We start from the raw sequence: 19677 nt of genomic DNA, 5'->3' as shown, positions 1-19677 counted from the left end.
TGCTAATATTTGGCCTGACGAAGCCGCCCTGACCCGCCCCCGCACAGGGAATCCGGGCCCGGAAGGTTTCGCCGCGGCTGGCGCCTGCGTCCGCCCGAGGAGGCGTTTGCTTTCGAACCTGGTGCCCGTTCGCTGGGACCCGCCGTACGAACCAGAGATTGGAACGACCCACGATGACCGCCCAGGTCCCTGCGACCGAGCCTTCGTCTCCCGAAACGGAGAGCACGAAAACCGACCATCCCAACGTCGCGATCATCCATGGGTTTATCGGCTCAGTGATGATGCTTGCCGGCTCCTTCGGGGTCGGCTGGCTCTCTCTATCCTCTTATGAGCTGCGCCGTATCGAGTTCATTATGTGGCTTCGCTTCGAGCCCGCCGGTGCGGTGATTTCCGTGCTCCTGCTGGCTCTGGGCGGCATGCTGCTGGTGCGCTCCTGGCTGCGCTTCGGGCAGCGGATTGGAGATTGGGGGCCGCAGTCACGCCCTTACGTGCTCAAGGCCATCCTGGCCTGGGGCGGACCGATGTGCCTCACGCTGCCGCTCTTTAGCCGCGACGTCTTTGCCTACATTGCCCAGGGCTTGGTCATGGTTAGCGGCCTGAACCCCTATAAAGACGGCTATTCCCAGATCTCCAACTACCTCCAGCTGGGGGCGGACGACCTCTGGGCACAGAGCCCCACGCCCTACGGGCCGATCTTCCTGTGGCTCGAAGAGATCGTGGTGCGGATTACCGGCGGACAGACCGAGTTCTCCATCCTCCTTTTCCGGCTGATCGCCCTCATTGGCGTGGCCATGTGCATCTACTACGTGCCCAAGCTCGCCGAGCTGCACGGCATCAACCCGAACCGGGCGCTGTGGCTCACGGCAGCGAATCCGCTCTTCCTTACCAACTTCATTGCGAGCATCCACAACGACGCGCTCATGATTGGCCTGGCCCTTGCCGGCCTCTACTACGCTGCAAACAAGCGCGGCGTCCTGGGGACGGTGCTCATCACGCTGTCCGTGGGGATTAAGCCCATCACCCTGATCTTCCTCCCGTTCATCGGCCTGATGTGGGCAGGCAAGGGAGCCTCGTGGCCGCGGAAGTTCCTGTACTGGTTCATGACCGCAGGGCTGTCCCTGGGGCTGCTGGCCATTCTCGGCGTCGTGAACGGGCTGGGCTTCGGCTGGGTGGGTGCGCTCAGCACCCCCGGCAGTGTCTGGATCTGGTACGCGCCCGTCGGCTTCGTCGGCCTGGTCGTGGCCACACTGGGTAACTCGCTGGGGCTGCCCGGCTGGTCCTTCGCCGACGTCGTGCATACCATCGGGCGCCTGGCTTCCCTCGCCGTCGCCGTCTGGCTGATGTTCGTGGGCGACTACTCCAGGCTGGTCCGCCGCCTGGCCCTCGCATTCGCGGCGATTGTCATGCTCGCCCCCATGATCCAGTCCTGGTACGTGGTGTGGCTGATTCCGCTGTTTGCCGTCACCGGCATCCGCAATGACTGGCAGGTCAAGACGCTGTACCTGTTCGTGTCCTTCTTTATGGTCTACGCGATCAGCGACCAGCTGGACATCTGGCCCTACTTCGAGTTCAGCCTGAGCGCAGCTCGGCAGATTGCCGCTGTGACAGCCGTCGCCTTTGCGCTCTACCTGATCTTCCTGGACCCGAAGACGAAGGTCCTGTTCCGGAAGAAGCTTACGGAGCCGGTTCCGGGCGAACTTCGGATTCGCTGATCTTCCCGGCACGGGCCAGGGCAGTGATCTTGCCGAGCGACCACGCCAGCAGGGCCATCAGGAGCAGGTTCCGCAGCGTCAGCAGGACGGCCACAGCAACGTTGAGGTCGTTGTACAGCGCCTCGTAGAACACGGGGTAGACCAGCGTGGTCAGCGCTGCCACGGCGATCATCATTGAAGCGGGCAGCCACCAGGCGCGCCCTTCCCAGGCTACGCCCACGGCAACTACCGCGCCCAGCCACAGCATGAACTGGGGCGAGCCAACCTTGTTGAAGACGATGAACGCGCTGACGAGGGCCAGCGAACCGGCTGCCAGCAGCGCGCCCGCGTCGGCTCCGCGCTTCACCGCCCAGACAAGCAGGAGCACGACGGCGACGGCGGCCAGGGCGAGGAGCGGAGTCATCAGCGCAGCAACGGGTTCTCCAAGGGCGCCCCGCACTTCGCGGGTATTGATGACCGTGTCTTCGTAGATGTGGGCATCTGACCGCCCCAGGATGGCCTGCCAGAGGCCGGGGGTGGTGAAGGGTGCCTCCAGCTGCATTCCACGGTCGCCCTGGGCGCCCATGAAGCTCAACAGGTGCGGCAGCCCGCCGGCAGCGGCGACGACGGCCGCCACTGCGGCAGAGAAGGCGGCGCCGGTGGCCAGGAGCGTCAGGCGCTGCTTCGATACGGCCAGGACGGCCAGGATCACGGCAGCCGGCCAGACCTTGATCCAGGTGGCGGCAGACAACAGAAGGGACGCGATGACCGGGCGGGTGGCAAGCCACAGCAGGCCCATGATCACCAGGGGAGCGGTGAGGCCGTCAATGCGCCCGATGGCTACCGGCCCCAGCAGTGCGGTAATGCCCAGCCACCAGTACGCAGCGATGCAGCGCACCCGGGTGCGCCCGGCGGTGAGGACGGCGAATGCGGCAGCATTGAGTCCGGTAAAGATGAGGAACCAGGCGAACTGGTAGGGGCCGTACCCGAAGACGGCCGCGAGCAGCATGGGGGCCAGCGCTCCGATGGGGTAGACCCAGTCCGTGCTGATTCCCTGCCATTGCCCGTCCTGCAGTCCTTCGAAAGCCCACTGGCGGTAGAACTGGATATCGCTGAGCACTTCGCCGGTGAAGATCAATGGCGAAAGGAGGCCGAAAAAGAGCAGGTGCACACCCGCGAAGGTCAGCCACAGGACTCCGGAACGCGTGTAGCTGGGCTGGCCGGCAACGGGGATGGACGACATGCTCGGTGGTACTCCTTAGCAGGGGATTCCGAGGCGCGCAGGCTGCCGCACCCCAGCGATAAGGGTACCTGCGGCGCGTGGGCGGCATGCAATCGGCAGCCGAACACGGAATACTGTAGGCATGTCCGACCGAACAGAACATTCGATCACTGCCGATTTTGACGTTTCCTCCTGGGAACCGACTCCCTACGTGGTGGAGGGAACCAACAGCGAACTCTCCACCGTTCGTGCGGTGAAGATCTTTGAAGGGCCAATCTCCGGCACCAGCGTTTCCGACCTCCTGCTGGCGGGGAACGCCACCGGGGCCGGGTACGTGGGGAGTGAGGTGTTTGCCGGCAGCGTCGAGGGACGCGAGGGCACCATGGTGATCCAGCACTGGGGACTGGCCGAGGGCGAAGCAACGGCCTCTTCCGGCCACATCATTCCCGGATCCGGGACGGCGGGCCTGGCCGGCATTTCCGGCAAGGCGGTTTTCTCCCAGACCGAGGACGGACAGCACCGCCTTGAACTGAGGGTCTCCTTCCCGGACGCCCCTGACACCAACGGTCCGCAGCCGTCGGAGCCATCGGAAGACCGGCCTGCGGACGCACTGTAGTTCCCTGCCGAACGCCGCGCTCCAGCTGCCGGCGCTCAGTTCACCGGGAGCATGCCGGGAATCAGCAGCCATACTGCCGCTGAGGCGCAGGCCGCGATTACGGCAGCGAACAGCACAAGCCACACGGCGGACGGAACGCTCGAACGCTGGGCGAGGATCCAAGCGTCCGAGGACTGCAGCGCACTCCGTCGCCGGGTGTGGACACTGAGCAGGTTCAGCCAGTCGCGCACCGCTCCGACGAGGAGCGCTATTCCGAGCGCAGCCGTGACGTAGGCTGTCCCGCTCGGCGGCACAAACCACAGCAGCAGGACAGCGACGGCGGCACAGCCCAGCGCGATGGCCGCTCCCTGCAGATTGCGGATGAAGACCAGGGCCGCCACCAGCACCAGGACACCGGCGGACAGCACGGCCGAAGCCCAGCCGGTGGTGGCTGCCCAGAGAAGGGCAAGGCCGGTGAGCGCTGGAACGGGATAACCCCAGAAGCCCGCCCAGACGGCGCCGAAGCGGGTTCGCCCGAGGCTGCGCATCTGTCCCGAATGATCGAACCTCAATTCGATGCCGGTGATGCGATGCCCGGCAGTCAGGGCTGCGAAGGCATGCCCCAGTTCGTGGACGAATGTGACGAAGAGTCCAAACCAGCGCCAGGTCTGCGCCGGAATGGACAGGATGACCGCAGCAGCAGCAACCGGCAGCAGGAGCCAGGGTTGGGTGTCCAGGCCCTCCGCTCGGGTGAATCCGTCGGTGAGTTTGTTCCAGAAGTCAGCGGCCCAGCTCAAAGCTCCAGCTGGCCCCGCAGGATGGACTTACCCGAGTGCTCCGGATTCCCGTCGTGGGGCTCGTCGGAGATATCCACGATCGGATACGCACTGAGGTCAAGACCATCCGGAATCTTGAGGCGGGCTTCGGTCCCTTCCATCTCCCCGAGGCTGACCATGGAGGTGATGTCGGGGGAAATCAGCCAGACTTCACGGTAGCCGTCAGCATCACTGCTGCTCGACGTGATGACCAGTTCGCGTTCGCCGTCAGGCAGCAGATCCACGGTTGCGGTTCCCTCGTCGCTGTACGAGGGCAGCGGTTCCAGCGAAACCGAGGCAAGGACCTCCGGCTGCGGCTCGAACCCGCGGACGATGCCCCAGGTGGCCGCTCCGGTTACCACGACGGCGGCAGCTGCCGCAGCGAACCACTTTGTACCGCGGCGTTTGCGCCGTTCGTCGGCCAGTGAGACCGGAGGTGCCGTTTCTGCCGGGCGGGATGAGCTGTCAGTGTCCTGACGGGGGGTGCGGTCCGCCTGCTGGTCTTCCAGCGGGTCTCTCCGAAGCGAGGGGTCCAGTCCAAGAGCTGCGTGGATGCCTGCCCAGACGGCAGGCGGCGGGACGGACCCGGCCTCAACCGGGCTTCGCCCTGCCTTGACCACGCGGCCGTAGGCGCTGATCTCTCCTGCACACTGTTCACAGTGGGCCAGGTGTGCGGTTTCTTCGGCCGTAGGCTCCTCACCGAGTGCCAGGAGGGCCAATGCATCATCGTGCAGGTGCTGCATCGCTTACCTCCAATCGCTGCCGCAGTTGCATGAGTCCCCGCCGTATGTGGCTTTTGACAGTTCCCAGCGGCAGGCTGAGCTGCTCCGAGATCTGCTGGTGTGTCAGGTCCTCGTGGAAGGCGAGCCTCAAAATCGAGTGCTGGGGTTCGCCCAGGCGGGTGAGTTCGGCATCCAGGACGACTTTATCGGCGACGCCCTCCGGATCAGGGCCGCCGCTCCCGGCACGCTCACCGGCTGCTGCCGCACCCTCCAATACATCTTCCTCGCGCAGCCTTGAGGATGTCATGGTCGCTGATACGTTTCGCGCAATACCGATGAGCCAAGCCGCAAGGGTGGAGCGCTCGGGGGAGTAGGTCTCCCGATACCTCCAGGCTCGGATGAAAACTTCCTGGACGGCGTCGTCTGCCGCGTCAGTATCTATAAGGCGGCGGAGGGACATGGTCCGGACCAGCGGCGCAAAGCGGCGGTAAGCCTCGGCAAGTGCTGCCTCCTCACCTGCGGCGAAGGCCCGGTCCAGGCCGTCGTCGAGCTCGGGGACACCGGATGACATCGGGGCGGTTCTCCTGCCGTAAGCCTTTGTAGGGGCCGCGATCCTGAGGGTGCGCGTGCCGATTTTCCCTATGATACCGGTGTCGCCGTGAGCACAACGTTATCCTCATAGTCATTCTCCGTGTCGAGCCACTTTCCCCCGCAGGTAACCAGCTTGAGCAGATGGTCTCCTGTCCGGTCGAAGAGGCGGTGTCCGTCGAGGGACCGCTTGGCTATGTTCTCGACCTGCTGGGTCTGGTAGACGACCTGTGAGCCGTCTTCACGCGTCACCGTGACCCGTGTCCCCGGGGTGATGTCCTTGAGTCCGGCGATGGGCAGGACCTCCGTCCGGGAGTCAACATGGGCCGCCAGGACGGAGGACCCGGCGTCGGAACCCGGTGCCGGGCCGTATTTGTACCATCCGGCCTGGACGTGGTTGTTGGGGATCGTCATGGCCCCGTTGTCCTCGACGCCCACCGGTACGACCTCGAGGTCGATTCCGGTGCCCTCTACCTGGACCCTGACCGGTGCCGGGATGGTTTCGGCCGGCGCGGGCGTGGCCTGGCGGATGGGGATTCCGGAAGAGCTCTCGGGAGCGACGGCCGCGCCGGGGCCGGGGGACTGCTGCTGTGCCGGCCCTGCGCTGGTGGCGGTTTCGGCCGGCTCGTTGGCGGCAGGAACGGAAGCGCAGGAACCCAGGGCCAGTGCTCCGGCTGCCAGCCATGCAGCGAGGTATCCGCGGGAGCGTCCGGGTTGGTGCATGTTGGAGCCTTTCGAGTGTTGCGGTTCCCCGGTGCCTGACCGGTGCCTGGCCGGTGCCGGGGAGGAAAGCGGGAAGCCGGAAGGTGCAGTGCGGCCGGACCGCCGGCCGCACTGCACCTTCGTAAGGGCGGCAGTACACGCCCCGCGGAGACTACTCCGCGGAGGTTGCGCTTACAGCGCTCCGGCGGCGGGCAGCAACCGCGGTGCCGGCCAGGACCATCAGGGTCAGGCCGCCGGCGGCCGCGAGCATGATGCCGCCGTTGTTGTCCTGGGCAGCGGGCAGGGCGCCCGGAACTGCGTTCGGAGCGGTTTCCATGCCTTCGATGGTCTGGGTTGCCAGGGCAAGGTTACCGGCGTCCAGTGAGCCCCAGGCATAGACGATCGTGTGAACGCCTTCGGGCAGCGTCAGGTCTGCGGGGCCGATTACCGGTTCGGTGGTTCCTGCTGCAGCGACAGAAGCGGAAATCGTTCCGGGATCTACGGAGAGGGTCTTCTCGTCGGGGTTGGCGAGGTTGCTGATGACCGGCGAGCCGTTTGCCAACACATCAACCGCCGGGGCAGCCGCTACATGGCGGACAGTCAGGCCCGCTTTTCCTGCCTCGAGGGTGGAGGTGTCGTTCGTGTAGAGGTTGGCAGTCGGGGTTCCGTCCGCAGTGAGGTTGGCTACTGCCGTGAAGTTCCCGCCGGCGGTCAGGTCTGCCGTTACCGGGCCGATGATCGGTGCAGACGCATCAGCGGCATCCGGAGCGGTGATGGCCAGTTCATAGCTGCCCGCGGGAAGCGAGAGCGGCCCTGCCATGCTGCCGGGTGTGAAGTCGTCGAGAGTCAGTTCACCATTGACGTACACGTCCACAGTCGTATCCGGGACTGCATGGAAGACGGAGAGCTGGGCCTCATCCGCTGCCGAGGCTGCGGGTGCGGCGGCCAGTCCTGCTGCGGCGGCGAGTCCTGCTGCTGCGAAAAGTGTGGTGGTCTTGCGCATGGCTTCTCCTCTTGGGTTCGGTGCCGGGTGCTGTGCCCCTGGCTCTTTGTGGCCTACACCTCCTTTACTTCCGGGCCCCGTGGTTTGGATGCAGATGTATGGATTTTTTTCCGGAAACTTTTCCCCGCCCCTGGCTGACAGTTCACGCAGGCCGCAACCGGTATGCCGGTGCGGGGGTCGCCGGGCGGTGCGTAGTATCATCTATTGGTCTGCCTCCGTAGCTCAATGGATAGAGCAACGGCCTTCTAATCCGTAGGTTGCGCGTTCGAGTCGCGCCGGGGGCACCAATCGCTGAAGCCTCCAGGACCGGTGTGCCTGGAGGCTTTTGCGTGCCGGGGTCCGCCTCCGACTCGCGTCTTCTCCTCCACAGACGTACCCGGTCAGGCACCGCGTCCCTCCTGTCCACCGTTGGAGTTGAAGCCAATCCTGGTCCCGCTCGGTGCGGCCAGACTGGGGAAACCGGCCAACCGCCGGCACCGAACGGCAGCAGAAGGGCAGAGCGATGACGGACAACATCACCCTCCGGGGTTTCGTGGCAACGGAGGTCCGCACCACTACGGCAGACAGCGGGCTGGCGATTGCCGGCTTTCGGATGTGCACCACAGAACGCCGCTTCGACCGGGAAACAGGACTGTGGCAGGACGGCCACACCAACTGGTATTCGGTGTCCATGTTCCGGCAGCTGGCCACAAATGCCGGTGTGAGTATCCACAAGGGGGACCGGGTAATCGTCACGGGGAGGCTCCGGGTGCGGCAGTGGGCCACAGACGCCGGACGCAGCGGAACAACAGTAGACATCGATGCCGATTCAGTCGGACACGACCTCATGTGGGGAACTGCCAACTTCCGTCGCAACAGTGCGGAAAGGGCACCGCTGCGCAGCGCAGGCGACGGATCCGCGCTTGCAGAACCGCGTGAAGGGAGCGACGGCTCATTCGAGGCCGATGTTGACCCTTCGACTGGCGAGCTGCTCGGTGCAGAGGCAGAATTCGCAGGAAGCGGCATGGCGGGCCTCGGAGAGGACTTCGACGACGCCCGGACGGCCGAACCGGAGCCCGCGGCATACTGACCTCTGCATGGCACAATGTCAGCATGATGGCAGCGGAGGGATTCAACGTACAACCGTGCCGGCGGGCAGGGCTGGCTGCGGCGGCACTGCTGGTGGCGGTCCTGACCGGCTGTACCGGTGCGGACAGCAGCCCTGCCCTGCCGGCGGATACCTCCGCAGATACCTCCGCAAATACGGAGACGGCAGCACATGGGCCATCTCCGGAGGGCCGGTCCCAAACCGCCCAGACGGCCCTCGCCAAACTGGTCGCGGAGAGTCCCGAACCGTCCCGTGAAGCCGTGCGCGCTGCCTGGGTCAGCGCGGGATTCAGCACCGAAGAAGTAGAGGTGTCGCAGGACGGCACCCCAACTGGTTTGGCCGTGGACGCCATCGTCTCCGCGGCACCGGACGGAACGGAATGCCTGATCGGAGAAATCCGAGACGGGAAACTCGCCATGAGCACCGCGCCCGCACTCACCAATGGCCAATGTCTGCTGGGTGACGACCGCTAGGAGACTGCTAATTCCGGTCCGGACCCGGAGCGGGTAAACCCGGTTGCTCGCCGGTACTGCCGAAAATGGCACATAATGGCGTCTACGCACTAGCCTGAGAGCATGGCGGAATTTATCTACACAATGACCAAGGCCCGAAAGGCCGTTGGTGACAAGGTTATCCTCGACGACGTAAGTATGTCCTTCTACCCCGGCGCCAAGATCGGCGTGGTGGGGCCAAACGGTGCCGGTAAGTCCACCATCCTGAAGATCATGGCAGGCCTGGACACCCCGTCCAACGGCGAAGCCAGACTAAGCCCCGGATACACCGTCGGCATCCTCCTACAGGAGCCGCCCCTGAACGAAGAGAAAACTGTCCTGGGCAACGTCCAGGAAGGCGTCGGGGAGATCTACGCGAAGATCCAGCGTTTCAACGAGATCTCCGAAGAGATGGCCCAGCCGGATGCGGATTTCGATGCGCTGCTCGAAGAAATGGGCAAGCTGCAGGAAGCGATCGACGCAGCCGACGCATGGGACATCGACTCCCAGCTGGAGCAGGCGATGGATGCACTGCGCTGCCCGCCGCCGGACGCCGACGTAACCGTACTCTCCGGCGGTGAGCGCCGCCGGGTTGCGCTCTGCAAGCTCCTGCTGCAGAAGCCGGACCTGCTGCTGCTCGATGAGCCCACCAACCACCTTGACGCCGAAAGTGTCCTCTGGCTGGAACAGCACCTGTCCTCGTACCACGGCGCAGTACTGGCCGTTACCCACGACCGTTACTTCCTCGACCACGTAGCCGAGTGGATTGCCGAAGTGGACCGCGGGCACCTGTACCCCTACGAAGGCAACTACTCGACCTACCTCGAGAAGAAGCGTGCCCGCCTGGAGGTACAGGGCAAGAAGGACCAGAAACTGGCCAAGCGCCTCGCCGATGAACTCGACTGGGTCCGGTCAAATGCCAAAGGCCGCCAGACCAAGTCCAAGGCACGTCTTGCCCGCTACGAGGAAATGGCAGCCGAGGCAGAACGCACCCGGAAACTGGACTTCGAGGAAATCCAGATCCCGCCGGGCCCGCGGCTCGGTTCCCTGGTCCTTGAGGCGAAGGACCTTGAGAAGGGCTTCGGCGACCGCAAGCTCATCGACGGGCTGTCCTTCTCCCTTCCCCGCAACGGCATCGTTGGCGTGATCGGCCCGAACGGCGTCGGCAAGTCCACGCTGTTCAAGACCATCGTCGGGCTCGAACCGCTGGACGGCGGCGAGCTGAAGATCGGCGAGTCGGTCAAGATTTCCTACGTTGACCAGTCCCGCGGCGGAATTGACCCGAACAAGACCCTGTGGGAAGTCGTCTCCGACGGACATGATTTCATCCAGGTTGGGCAGGTTGAAATGCCGTCCCGCGCCTACGTGTCCGCCTTCGGATTCAAGGGTCCGGATCAGCAGAAGAAAGCCGGGGTGCTCTCCGGTGGTGAGCGCAACCGCCTGAACCTCGCCATGACCCTTAAGCAGGGCGGAAACCTTCTGCTGCTCGATGAGCCTACTAACGACCTTGATGTTGAGACCCTGTCCAGCCTGGAGAACGCGCTGCTTGAATTCCCCGGCTGCGCCGTTGTGGTCTCGCACGACCGCTGGTTCCTGGACCGGGTCGCCACGCACATCCTCGCGTGGGAAGGCACTGACGAGAACCCCTCGAACTGGTACTGGTTCGAAGGCAACTTCGAGGCCTACGAGCAGAATAAGGTTGAACGCCTGGGACCTGATGCGGCGAAGCCGCACCGGGTCACGCACCGCCGCCTGACCCGCGACTAGTCCGGGGTTCCCGGCCGCTGGTCACACGAGAAAGCGCCCTGCCATTCGGCAGGGCGCTTTTTCGTGTGCGGGGACGGGCGGGCTAGCCGGCTGCGGTCAGATCCGGCAGGCGCAGCATCCCTTCCTGGGCAATGGTGGCAACAAGCTCACCGTTCCGGTTGAAGATGCGTCCCGTGGACAGGCCGCGGGCGCCGGAGGCGCTGGGGGACTCCTGGACGTAGAGCAGCCACTCGTCCACGCGCAGCGGCCGGTGCCACCACATGGCGTGGTCCAGGCTGGCGACGGACATTCCCCGTGTGGCCCAGGAAATCCCGTGCCGGCGCAGGACCGGTTCCAGGATGGTGTAGTCGGTGGCGTAGGCCAGCGCCGCCCGGTGGAGGTTCTGGTCATCAGGCATGGGACCGAAGGTCTTCATCCAAACCGCGTTGCGTGCAGTCCGCTCAGGGTCCGCCTGGAAATAAACCGGCTGGGAAACGTGGCGGATGTCCATGGGCCGGTAGTAGGACCATGCCTTGGCCACCGGGTGGTCGAACCCGGAAAGCAGTTCTGCCGTGGTCGGCAGCGACTCGGGATCAGGGATGCCTTCCGGCATGGGCTCCTGGTGGTCCAGGCCGGAATCCGGAATCTGGAATGAGGCAATCAGGGAAAGGATCGGCACGCCGTTTTGGTACGCGTGCGTCCGCCGTGCCGAGAACGAACGGCCGTCTCGCAGCCGTTCGACTCCGAAGGTGATGGGGACCTCAGTGTCCCCCGGGCGCAGGAAGTAACCGTGCATGGAGTGCATCAACCGGTCGGCGGAAACAGTGCGGGCGGCTGCGACCAGGGACTGGCCCAGGACCTGGCCGCCGAAGACCCTCTTGCGCGGTTCGTGCTGGGAGCCGCCGACGAAGATGTCCTCGTCAGTCTTAGCCCCTCCGGCGTCGCTGAGATCAAGTAGATCGATCAGTGCTGCAGTGGGGTCAAAGTTCGGTGCCATGTGGGTCTGTCTCCTAGCGGGCGGGATGCATCAAGCACGGTTTGCAGTTGGGCTGCGAACCAATTTCGAGATTAGACGTACCCGCAGGCTAGCCCCAACATTTCAGCCCCGGCGCGGGCCGTGCCAGAGGAACGTCACATCCGCCGGGCACCGGTGGGCGGGCTTTCGCGTCAGGAACGGTTCTCCTGCGAAGATGGGGTGTATGCCTGTCAACCGCTTTCCCATCCAGCTGCGCTTCGGCGACGAGGATTCAAACGGCCACGTCAACAACGTCCGCTACGTCCAGTTCCTGGAAGAGGCACGGGTCCGCCTGTCCCTGGTCCCGCTGCCTGGTTCCGGAAGCGCCGGCGAAGAACCCGAAACCTTCCGTTCCGTGACCCGTGAGGCAGGCAGCACGCTGGTGGCGCGGCAGGAGATCGAGTACTTCACGCCGCTGCTCTACCGTCCGGATCCGGTGTGGATCGAGATCTGGGTGAGCGCCCTGGGCCGGTCCAGCTTCTCCTACGGCTTCCGGCTGACCGATGATGACAGCGGAACCGTGTACGCCGTGGCAGAAGCGGCCATGGTGATGGTCGAACGCGAGAGCGGCCGCCCGGTACCGCTTACTGAACGGCAGCGGGAGATCCTCGCAGGATGGTCCGGCGGCGACGTGCCGTTCCGGCGTGCAGCAGCGGGGGTTGCCGGATGACCGAAACACCCAGCCTCATTCTCGCCGATCCCCAGGTAACTGCGGACCTGCGCAACTTTGTCTCCCGTGCCCGCAGCGCTGACGACGGCGCTGTCCGGCTGCAGGCGGTCGGCGGGGTCCTGGCTGCGTATGTCTGTGTCCTGCGTCCCCGGGTGCTGGGCGAGCCGATGCCCACGGTGATCGGTATGCGGGCGATGCCGCTGGCGGTACCCGCTGCGCTGGATACGACGGTGCAGCTGTCCGCTGTGGCGGACCGGCTGGCCAGGCTGGACGACGGCGGCACTGAGCTGCCGGTGCCGCCCGTGACCGTCTCCGAAAACTGGGCCGGAATCAGTGCACCCCGTGCAGGATGGGAGCGGGGGGAGGACGTAGACGTGACACTGCTTGAGCAGGCGGCGCACCGCGGCATCAAAGAGGTAGCGGCACGCATTCCGGAGAACCCCGGCGCTGCGATGATCAGCAACGTCCGGGTGCCGATCTGGAGTGAGCCGGTCGCCGGACTTCACGCCCAGCTTCCCGCGGGGGCTGCGTTCGCGGCCCTGACTCTCGGGTTCCTGCCGAGCACGGGGACGGCCACGCTTTTCAGCAACGGGCGGTGGCAGCGGCTGAGCACCAGCACGGGACACGTGCTGGTGCGTCCGCCGTCGGTCCTGTTCTAAGCCGAGTTGACCATCGAGTGCGCGGCGCGCTCAAGGTAGTCCCAGAGCGTTGCCTCATGCAGCGGTGCGAGTGAGAGGGAGTCGACGGCGTCGCGCATGTGGCGCAGCCATGCGTCCCTCGCTGCCGGGGTGACCTCAAACGGCATGTGTCGCATCCGCAGGCGCGGGTGGCCCCGCAGTTCCCCATAGGTCTTGGGTCCGCCCCAGTACTGCTCAAGGAACAGCAGGAGCCGCTCCTTGGCCGGCCCCAGGTCTTCTTCCGGATACATTGGCCGCATCAGCGGGTCCTCAGCGACGCCGTCGTAGAACACATCAACGAGCTTCACGAACGTGTCATGGCCGCCCACAGCCTCGTAAAAGTTGTAGGCGGGGGTGCTGAAACCGGTACCGGAGGCGGCTGCCGACAGCGGCAGTGACGGCCCGGGACGGGACGGCTCGGTCATTTGCTGTCTTCTTCCTGTGCGGCCAGCGAGGTTGCTGCGGCGGGTTCGCGCGGCGGGACGTAGGTGCCCTGGGAACGGTTGCCGACCATGGCGAGCTCTCCGTTGCGGATGTACCAGACAACACCGCGTTCATCGACCAGGCGGGTGATGCGAATGCCTACGGACTGGACGGTGCCGGTTATGGTTCCCACCTCTATGACGTCGCCAATCCCGTACTGGTCTTCAATGCTGATGAAGAAACCGGCCAGGGCATCGCGGATGACTTCCCGGGCACCGAAGCCCAGGGCGATGCCCACAATGCCTACACTGGCGATCAGCGGCGCAACGTTGATACCAATGGCGCCCAGTACCATGATGACCGCCACGGTCCAAATGGCTACGCTCACGGAGCTGCGCAGCAGGGCGCCGATGGTGTCCGCGCGCTGTGCCCGCCGCTTATTGTCCAGGTTGCGCATCACCGGCTGGGCCCAGCGCAGTCGCTGGGACTGCAGGAGGGTGGAGCCTTTTTGGGCGCGGGCTACTACCTTTGCAATGAGGAAGCGGGCCACCAGCCAGAGAATCAAGGCGGCGAGGACGATGATCCCGCCTTCCAGGAGTCCGCTGAAATCGAACTCGCTCACTTCAATGCCCGGAGTGTCAGTCGTTGCCGTTAGCTGCACAGGTGCTGGGTGTCCTTAGGTATAGGGGGAGGGGTCCTTACCTAGCCTACTGCCGAACCGCTCGCGGAACGTTCTCCGGCAGCCTGGTCAGCCGATCGTCCGGGCCTCGTGCTCCACCGGAAAGTTGACGCTGCGGGCAATAAAACACAGGCGGTGAGCTTCCTCATGCAGGGAAGTGGCCAGTTCCGGGGAACCCTCTGAGATGTGGACTTCGGGACGCAGCAGCACGGAGGTGAATTCGCCGCTTCCATCCCGGTTCAGCCGCAGCGTTCCCTCTGCGTCGTCCTGGTAGGAGATGACGCTGATGCCGTTTTTCACGGCCACGTGGAGGTAGGAAAGCATGTGGCACTGGGCGAGTGCGGAGAGCAGCAGCTGCTCCGGATTCCAGCGGTCCCGGTCGCCGTGGAACGTGGGGTCCGCAGTGCCGGGCAGGTCCGGCAGGCCCGGGGCGCGGAGCACATGGTCCCGGCCGTAGCCCCGGTAGGTCTGCGTGCCTGTGCCGCGGTTCCCGGTCCATTCGAGGCTGACGCCGTAACGGTGTTCAGAGAGGTTCACAGCTTTAAGCTACCGTGCCGGATCCCCATCCCATGAGCTGGGACCGGAATCCGGCACGAATACGGCGGGCTGGAGGACCAGTCTGCTAGCGGTCAGCCGCCTGGGCCTTGAGCGCCCGGACGACGCCGTCGCGGTTTTCCAGCAGCAGCCGGCGCAGCGCAGGTGCCTCATCCCCGAGCGAGTCCAGGAAGGCGTCGGTGCGGTCGACGGTTTCCTGGGTAGTGAGCCGTGCCGGGTAGAGCCCCACAACTATCTGCTGGGCGATTTCGTGGGTCCGCGAAGCCCAGACCTCACGCAGGGAGTCGAAGTAGCGCTGGGAGTACGGCTCCAGCAGGGCGGTGTCGTGGACTCGGCTGAAACCGCCGATGGCTGCCCGCTGTGCAGCGTTGGGCAGGTCCGATCGGACCACAATCGCGTCCCAGGCCGCGGCCTTGGCTTCGGCTGAGGGCAGCGCTGCCCGGGCGCCGGCAGCGGCGAGCTGGCCGGTGGCCGTTGCGTCGCGTTCCAGTTCGGCTGCGATCTCAGCCTCGCCCATCCGGCCACCGGCCACCAGCGCGGTCAGCAGTTCCCAGCGCAGGTCGGAGCCGACTTCCAGGTCCTCCAGGACCAGGTCACCGGAGAGCAGGGCCGCGACCGCGTCTAGCTGGTCCGGGGTCTGGGCGTGGGCGGCGAAGGCCTTGACGAACTGGAGCTGGGAGTCTGAGCCAGGTGCAGCTGCCCGGGCAAGGTCCCAGAGGCTGTCAGCAGCAGCGGCCGTCATCGGTTCGCGGTCCTGGGGTGCCACGTAGAAAGCCAGCGTCGTAGCCAGCTGGCGCAGCAGGACCTGCACTACCGACGAATCCGATTCTGAGGCAATGTTCTGCAGCACCAGTTCAACATAGTTCCGTGCAGGGATTTCGCCGTCACGGGTAGCGTCCCACGCCGACGCCCACACGAGGGTGCGCGGCAGTGACTCGGCGATGTCACGCAGGCGCCGGGTGGCCAGGTGCCAGGAAGCGTCGTCGAGGCGGATCTTGGCGTAGGCCAGGTCGTCGTCATTCAGCAGGATCAGGTCCGGGCGCTGCTGGCCTGCCAGCTCGGGAACCTGGGTAAGTTCTCCGTCGACGTCCAGCTCCACCCGGTGGGCACGGCGCAGCCGTCCGTCATCTGCCGTGGTGTAGAAACCAATGGCCAGGCGGTGCGGGCGCAGCGTCGGGTACTCGGCCACCGCAGACTGGGCGACAGCGAACGAGGTGATGACGCCGTCGTCGTTCGTTTCAATGACGGGACGAAGCGTGTTGACTCCGGCAGTCTCCAGCCACTGGGCTGACCACTCGCCCAGGTCGCGGCCGCTGGCAGCTTCGAGTTCGGAAAGCAGGTCGGTGAGTTCGGTGTTGCCCCAGGAATGCTTCCCGAAGTATTCGCGCACGCCCTGCATGAACTTGTCCTGGCCCACCCAGGCCACCAGCTGCTTGAGGACCGAAGCGCCCTTTGCATAGGTGATGCCGTCGAAATTGACCTGGACGTCTTCCAGGTCGCGGATCTCAGCGACGATCGGGTGTGTGGTGGGGAGCTGGTCCTGGCGGTAGGCCCAGGCCTTCTCCATGGATGCGAACGTGGTCCAGGCCTGCTTGAACTCGGTGGCTTCGGCGGCTGCAAGGGCAGACATGAACTCGGCGAAGGATTCGTTCAGCCAGAGGTCGTTCCACCAGCGCATGGTGACAAGGTCTCCGAACCACATGTGGGCCAGCTCGTGCAGGACGGTGATGGCGCGGCGCTCTACGGTTGCATCCGGGACACGGCCACGGAAAACATAGCTCTCCAGGAACGTCACGGCGCCGGCGTTCTCCATGGCGCCGGCATTGAACTCGGGCACGAAGAGCTGGTCGTACTTCTCGAACGGGTACGGCGTGCCGAACTGGGCCTCATAGAACTCGAAGCCCTGGCGGGTGAGTTCAAAGATGTTCTCGGCGTCGAGGTACTCCATGAGGGACTTGCGGGCAAAGACGCCCAGCGGAATGGTGCGGCCGTCTGAGCTGGTGAGCTCGGAACGGACGGACTGGTACGGACCTGCAATCAGGGCCGTGATGTAGGAAGAGATCCGCGGTGTGGGTTCGAAGGACCAGGTCGCCGCGGGCGTCTCTGCATCCTCCGCGCTGGCACGGATGGGCTCGGGCGTGGGGGAGTTGGAGATGACGTCCCAGTGCTCTGGCGCCGTGACCGTAAAGCGGAAGGCGGCCTTCAGGTCCGGCTGCTCGAATACGGCGAACATCCGGCGGGAATCCGGAACCTCGAACTGGGAGTAGAGGTAAACCTCGTTGTCCACCGGATCCACGAAGCGGTGCAGGCCTTCGCCGGTGTTCATGTAAAGCGCATCGGCTTCCACGACGAGTTCGTTGCTGGCGGCCAGGTTCGGCAGCTGGATGCGGACGCCGTCGGAGACTTCCTCCGGGTCCAGGCCGACGCCGTTGAGGGTGACGCGGTGCACTTTGGCGGTGACGGCGTCGATGAAGGTGGAGGCTCCCGGCGTTGCGGCAAAGCGCACTACGGTGGTGCTGCCGAAGACTTCGTCGCCGCGGGTCAGGTCCAGATTGATGTCGTAGGAGTCGACACTGATCAGTTCCGCCCGTTCACGCGCTTCAGCGCGGGTGAGATTCATACCTGGCAAGGAAGAGCCTTTCGAAGGAGAGATAGAGCGCCGGTGCCCTTGTGTCCAGGGCACCGGCGTCAAAAGTAACAATTGCAACAATCTCTCACTTGGGGCCGTTCTGCCAAGTGGGGAAGGCAACCGCTACCGCGCAACTCCCACGCCGGTGGCCCGTCCGCTCAGCCACTCACCGGTCATCGGAGCATCCTGAGGATTTCCGTACCGGAAGGACTGAGTCGCCAGGGGGCGGATATTACTGTCAGTCAGGAACCAGGCGTTGCCCCGTTTGACGCCGACTGTGCTGAACCCGTCACCGTTCCAGTCGCCGGCCACTGGAATGTCCGTCGCGTTGCCGAAGAGGAATGCGCCGTCTGTGGTTGCCCGGATATTGCTGTTTGTGAGGTAGAAGCGCTTCGCGGCACCCTCTCCGCGGGCAACGCCAAGGGTGTCGTACCGGTCGCCGTTCCAGTCTCCGACAATTGCCCTATCGCCTTTGGCACCGAAGACGACGACGCCGTCGCCCATGCCGCTGCTATTGGAGTTCTTCAAGTACGCAACACCGTTGCGGTAGACACCAACCGTGTCGATTCCGTCCCCGTCCCAGTCTCCGCAGATGGGCTGATCGCCCGGATCACCGAAATGGAAACGCAGAGCCACTGAGTTGTTGGTGAGGCCGGAGCTCATCTGCCAGATGCCTCGGCTGAAGGTGACGGGCTCGGCAATACCGTCACCGTTCCAGTCGCAGCTGAGGAATTCGTCGTCTGGGCTGCCGAAATATGACGCGGCCCCCGAATCGAAATACAAAGAAGCGGGAATACGTCCAGGGGTGATTGTCACCGAAGCGGACGATCCCGAGACCGAATTGATCCTAACTGCTGTGCCGGTGTGGGTCGTGAAAGTCTGGCCCTGCTGCCACGCATGGTTGTTGTTGTAATAGCCCTGGAAGGGTTTGGTGGAGGGCGGAATGACTAGGGAATTTACCGCCCAGGAGTTCGCCGCGTCGGCTTTGACGATTTTTACCCCGCGGTTGCCTGCGCTGCCCCAGGAAAGGTGCGCGTCGTAACCAACCGGTTGACGGAGCTCCAGATAGTAGGCGTCTCCGGAAATCGGGTCGTTGAACTTGACGGCACGGTTGGACGCTGTGCCGCCCCAGGGGGTCAGCGTATAAGTCTGGGGCGAGCGGACTGCCCCTACCTTTCGGATTTCGTTACCGCGACCGAATCCTCCAGCCTCCCAGAAGTAAGAATTAATCACTGGATGGTAATACTGCGCCGAACCCATGAGGTCGGTTGTATCGCCGTACTCTCGACTTGAACAGGCTCCATCAACCCATCGGCCGTTCGAACCGCCGGCGACGTCGGAACGTCCGTTGGAGCACTGGAGACTATTGGCATGTAGGAGACCCAGAAGGTGACCAAACTCGTGGGTCACCACGTTGTCCGTGAAGTTCGAAGGCTTAGGCATCAAGATCCGACCCGATGTGCCGCCCACAGTCCAGCCCCCGCCGAGAATCCCACCGAATCCTCCCGAACGCAGGTCAGCGGTCGGTACAAAGACGACCAGAGCCGTGTACGGGTTGTCTACCCATTTCAGCTCACGTGCAAGCTTGTTCATCATGGTTGAGTAGTCATCGCTGGCGCTTACGGACGAGGAGTAGTGCACCTTTTCGCTGGCCACTGACATCGACAAACGGCCGTTGGACATCGTCTGCCAGTAGGCGCTGGAGGATGCGACTGCGTTCCGGGCAGCAGACAGGTCGACCGGGGTGCCATAGCCGGGAATCGTTGCCCGTACGAGGGTGACCCGGATGTTGCCTGCCCGAGACTGCGCTCCAAGCATGCTGGCTGCACCGCCTCTGGCCAGCATCGGGTCCACGTCTTCGTGCTCGGTCTCGACGGCGGAACGTACGCTGCCATCAGGTTCGGTTATGAGAGGAGTATCGGGCCCTGGAACTACATGCCCTTCGCCCACTGGAACGTATTCGTAGCCATCGTCTGCATCATCGTCGGAACCGTCAGGGTCTTCCGGGCTGGGAGAAACAGGGGCGCTTGGAGGCAGCGCCGATTCGCTGGTTTCCGGCTCCGGGTCGGTGATTGCGGGGGAAGGCGCAACCGTAGCCATGTCCGATGGCGATCCCCCTTCTTCGGGGCTAACGAGCGCCGTTTCTGGAGACTGTTCTGACATGGACGGCAGAGGGACGGGTTCCCTGTCTACCGCCCCTGCAGGCGTCAGTCCGCCAAAGACCAGGGCCCCGGTCAGCGTTGCCAGAAGGGCGAGTTTTCCGGTTTTCAATGGTGAATCCTTGCATAGCTAAACGGCGCGGGGCAGTGGACGTGGTTCCGCCGGGAACCTCCAATGCCGGACCTGCCGACGGACGAGACTCGTTCC

General features: G+C 64.5%; 19 protein-coding genes and 1 tRNA gene. 8 read left to right on the top strand and 12 right to left on the bottom strand.

The features are described from left to right. Positions 1–173 precede the first annotated feature (173 nt). Positions 174–1712, top strand: coding sequence for a polyprenol phosphomannose-dependent alpha 1,6 mannosyltransferase MptB (gene mptB, locus GD628_RS10380; RefSeq protein ID WP_193313245.1), 1539 nt, complete (start codon positions 174–176; stop codon positions 1710–1712). On the opposite strand, the gene GD628_RS10375 is transcribed toward mptB, so the two are convergent. Beyond that, complete coding sequence (locus tag GD628_RS10375; RefSeq protein ID WP_152274671.1) at positions 1675–2934, bottom strand: glycosyltransferase family 87 protein; 1260 nt, start codon at positions 2932–2934, stop codon at positions 1675–1677. The two genes, mptB and GD628_RS10375, sit on opposite strands and share 38 nt — an antisense overlap. A gap of 121 nt (positions 2935–3055) precedes the next feature. Here GD628_RS10375 and GD628_RS10370 point away from each other — a divergent pair, with 121 nt between their 5' ends. Beyond that, positions 3056–3529, top strand: coding sequence for a DUF3224 domain-containing protein (locus tag GD628_RS10370; protein WP_091604130.1), 474 nt, complete (start codon positions 3056–3058; stop codon positions 3527–3529). A gap of 35 nt (positions 3530–3564) precedes the next feature. On the opposite strand, the gene GD628_RS10365 is transcribed toward GD628_RS10370, so the two are convergent. From GD628_RS10365 to GD628_RS10345, 5 genes are all read right to left on the bottom strand, one after another. Continuing rightward, the gene (locus GD628_RS10365; RefSeq protein ID WP_152274670.1) at positions 3565–4305 is read right to left on the bottom strand and encodes a M50 family metallopeptidase; all 741 of its coding nucleotides are present in this window, start codon (positions 4303–4305) and stop codon (positions 3565–3567) included. Next, positions 4302–5066 (bottom strand): anti-sigma factor, encoded by a 765-nt coding sequence (locus tag GD628_RS10360; RefSeq protein ID WP_152274669.1) that lies wholly within the window; start codon positions 5064–5066, stop codon positions 4302–4304. Before GD628_RS10360 ends, GD628_RS10365 begins: the two co-directional genes overlap by 4 nt. Further along, positions 5047–5616: an RNA polymerase sigma factor gene (locus GD628_RS10355; RefSeq protein WP_152274668.1), complete on the bottom strand. Its 570-nt coding sequence runs from the start codon at positions 5614–5616 to the stop codon at positions 5047–5049. The genes GD628_RS10360 and GD628_RS10355 overlap by 20 nt, the downstream gene beginning before the upstream one ends. A gap of 68 nt (positions 5617–5684) precedes the next feature. Beyond that, positions 5685–6356, bottom strand: a complete 672-nt coding sequence (locus GD628_RS10350; RefSeq protein ID WP_226802485.1) for a class F sortase — start codon at positions 6354–6356, stop codon at positions 5685–5687. Between the two features lie 151 nt (positions 6357–6507). After that, positions 6508–7338: a DUF4397 domain-containing protein gene (locus GD628_RS10345; RefSeq protein ID WP_152274667.1), complete on the bottom strand. Its 831-nt coding sequence runs from the start codon at positions 7336–7338 to the stop codon at positions 6508–6510. 211 nt (positions 7339–7549) lie between these two features. Here GD628_RS10345 and GD628_RS10340 point away from each other — a divergent pair. From GD628_RS10340 to ettA, 4 genes are all read left to right on the top strand, one after another. Continuing rightward, positions 7550–7625: transfer RNA gene (locus GD628_RS10340), tRNA-Arg, on the top strand. Positions 7626–7840: 215 nt separating this feature from the next. Then, positions 7841–8407 carry a single-stranded DNA-binding protein gene (locus tag GD628_RS10335; protein WP_152274666.1) on the top strand — a complete coding sequence of 189 codons (567 nt, stop codon included), beginning with the start codon at positions 7841–7843 and terminating at the stop codon, positions 8405–8407. 23 nt (positions 8408–8430) lie between these two features. Further along, entirely contained in the window at positions 8431–8898 is a 468-nt protein-coding gene (locus GD628_RS10330) for a DUF6993 domain-containing protein (RefSeq protein ID WP_152274665.1), read from the top strand. Between the two features lie 102 nt (positions 8899–9000). Further along, positions 9001–10683: an energy-dependent translational throttle protein EttA gene (ettA, locus tag GD628_RS10325; RefSeq protein ID WP_091604150.1), complete on the top strand. Its 1683-nt coding sequence runs from the start codon at positions 9001–9003 to the stop codon at positions 10681–10683. An 82-nt stretch (positions 10684–10765) separates the two neighbouring features. Here ettA and GD628_RS10320 read toward each other — a convergent pair whose 3' ends face one another. Further along, complete coding sequence (locus tag GD628_RS10320; RefSeq protein ID WP_152274664.1) at positions 10766–11659, bottom strand: acyl-CoA thioesterase; 894 nt, start codon at positions 11657–11659, stop codon at positions 10766–10768. Between the two features lie 202 nt (positions 11660–11861). Between GD628_RS10320 and GD628_RS10315 the strand changes: the two genes are divergently transcribed. Further along, the gene (locus GD628_RS10315; RefSeq protein WP_152274663.1) at positions 11862–12347 is read left to right on the top strand and encodes an acyl-CoA thioesterase; all 486 of its coding nucleotides are present in this window, start codon (positions 11862–11864) and stop codon (positions 12345–12347) included. Next, positions 12344–13006, top strand: coding sequence for a DUF8185 domain-containing protein (locus GD628_RS10310; RefSeq protein ID WP_152274662.1), 663 nt, complete (start codon positions 12344–12346; stop codon positions 13004–13006). Before GD628_RS10315 ends, GD628_RS10310 begins: the two co-directional genes overlap by 4 nt. On the opposite strand, the gene GD628_RS10305 is transcribed toward GD628_RS10310, so the two are convergent. From GD628_RS10305 to GD628_RS10285, 5 genes are all read right to left on the bottom strand, one after another. Then, the gene (locus GD628_RS10305; RefSeq protein ID WP_091604164.1) at positions 13003–13449 is read right to left on the bottom strand and encodes a globin; all 447 of its coding nucleotides are present in this window, start codon (positions 13447–13449) and stop codon (positions 13003–13005) included. The two genes, GD628_RS10310 and GD628_RS10305, sit on opposite strands and share 4 nt — an antisense overlap. Continuing rightward, on the bottom strand, positions 13446–14108 hold the full coding sequence (locus GD628_RS10300; protein WP_226802484.1) for a mechanosensitive ion channel family protein: 663 nt from the start codon (positions 14106–14108) through the stop codon (positions 13446–13448). Before GD628_RS10300 ends, GD628_RS10305 begins: the two co-directional genes overlap by 4 nt. Positions 14109–14195: 87 nt before the next feature. Then, positions 14196–14663 (bottom strand): OsmC family protein, encoded by a 468-nt coding sequence (locus tag GD628_RS10295; protein WP_152274661.1) that lies wholly within the window; start codon positions 14661–14663, stop codon positions 14196–14198. Between the two features lie 85 nt (positions 14664–14748). Continuing rightward, positions 14749–17301 carry an aminopeptidase N gene (pepN, locus tag GD628_RS10290; RefSeq protein ID WP_152274708.1) on the bottom strand — a complete coding sequence of 851 codons (2553 nt, stop codon included), beginning with the start codon at positions 17299–17301 and terminating at the stop codon, positions 14749–14751. Positions 17302–17433: 132 nt separating this feature from the next. After that, positions 17434–19581, bottom strand: a complete 2148-nt coding sequence (locus GD628_RS10285; RefSeq protein WP_152274660.1) for a zinc-dependent metalloprotease family protein — start codon at positions 19579–19581, stop codon at positions 17434–17436. Positions 19582–19677: the final 96 nt, after the last annotated feature.

It is taken from the genome of Arthrobacter koreensis, assembly GCF_009193255.1.
GTDB lineage: Bacteria > Actinomycetota > Actinomycetes > Actinomycetales > Micrococcaceae > Arthrobacter_B > Arthrobacter_B koreensis.
This window is presented reverse-complemented; position numbering and strand designations above follow the sequence as displayed.

Coding starts and splice junctions, on each gene's coding strand:
- mptB (WP_193313245.1), top strand. CDS start 174: ATGACCGCCCAGGTCCCTGCGACCGAGCCTTCGTCTCCCGAAACGGAG.
- GD628_RS10375 (WP_152274671.1), bottom strand. CDS start 2,934: ATGTCGTCCATCCCCGTTGCCGGCCAGCCCAGCTACACGCGTTCCGGA.
- GD628_RS10370 (WP_091604130.1), top strand. CDS start 3,056: ATGTCCGACCGAACAGAACATTCGATCACTGCCGATTTTGACGTTTCC.
- GD628_RS10360 (WP_152274669.1), bottom strand. CDS start 5,066: ATGCAGCACCTGCACGATGATGCATTGGCCCTCCTGGCACTCGGTGAG.
- GD628_RS10355 (WP_152274668.1), bottom strand. CDS start 5,616: ATGTCATCCGGTGTCCCCGAGCTCGACGACGGCCTGGACCGGGCCTTC.
- GD628_RS10350 (WP_226802485.1), bottom strand. CDS start 6,356: ATGCACCAACCCGGACGCTCCCGCGGATACCTCGCTGCATGGCTGGCA.
- GD628_RS10345 (WP_152274667.1), bottom strand. CDS start 7,338: ATGCGCAAGACCACCACACTTTTCGCAGCAGCAGGACTCGCCGCCGCA.
- GD628_RS10335 (WP_152274666.1), top strand. CDS start 7,841: ATGACGGACAACATCACCCTCCGGGGTTTCGTGGCAACGGAGGTCCGC.
- GD628_RS10330 (WP_152274665.1), top strand. CDS start 8,431: ATGATGGCAGCGGAGGGATTCAACGTACAACCGTGCCGGCGGGCAGGG.
- ettA (WP_091604150.1), top strand. CDS start 9,001: ATGGCGGAATTTATCTACACAATGACCAAGGCCCGAAAGGCCGTTGGT.
- GD628_RS10320 (WP_152274664.1), bottom strand. CDS start 11,659: ATGGCACCGAACTTTGACCCCACTGCAGCACTGATCGATCTACTTGAT.
- GD628_RS10315 (WP_152274663.1), top strand. CDS start 11,862: ATGCCTGTCAACCGCTTTCCCATCCAGCTGCGCTTCGGCGACGAGGAT.
- GD628_RS10310 (WP_152274662.1), top strand. CDS start 12,344: ATGACCGAAACACCCAGCCTCATTCTCGCCGATCCCCAGGTAACTGCG.
- GD628_RS10305 (WP_091604164.1), bottom strand. CDS start 13,449: ATGACCGAGCCGTCCCGTCCCGGGCCGTCACTGCCGCTGTCGGCAGCC.
- pepN (WP_152274708.1), bottom strand. CDS start 17,301: ATGAATCTCACCCGCGCTGAAGCGCGTGAACGGGCGGAACTGATCAGT.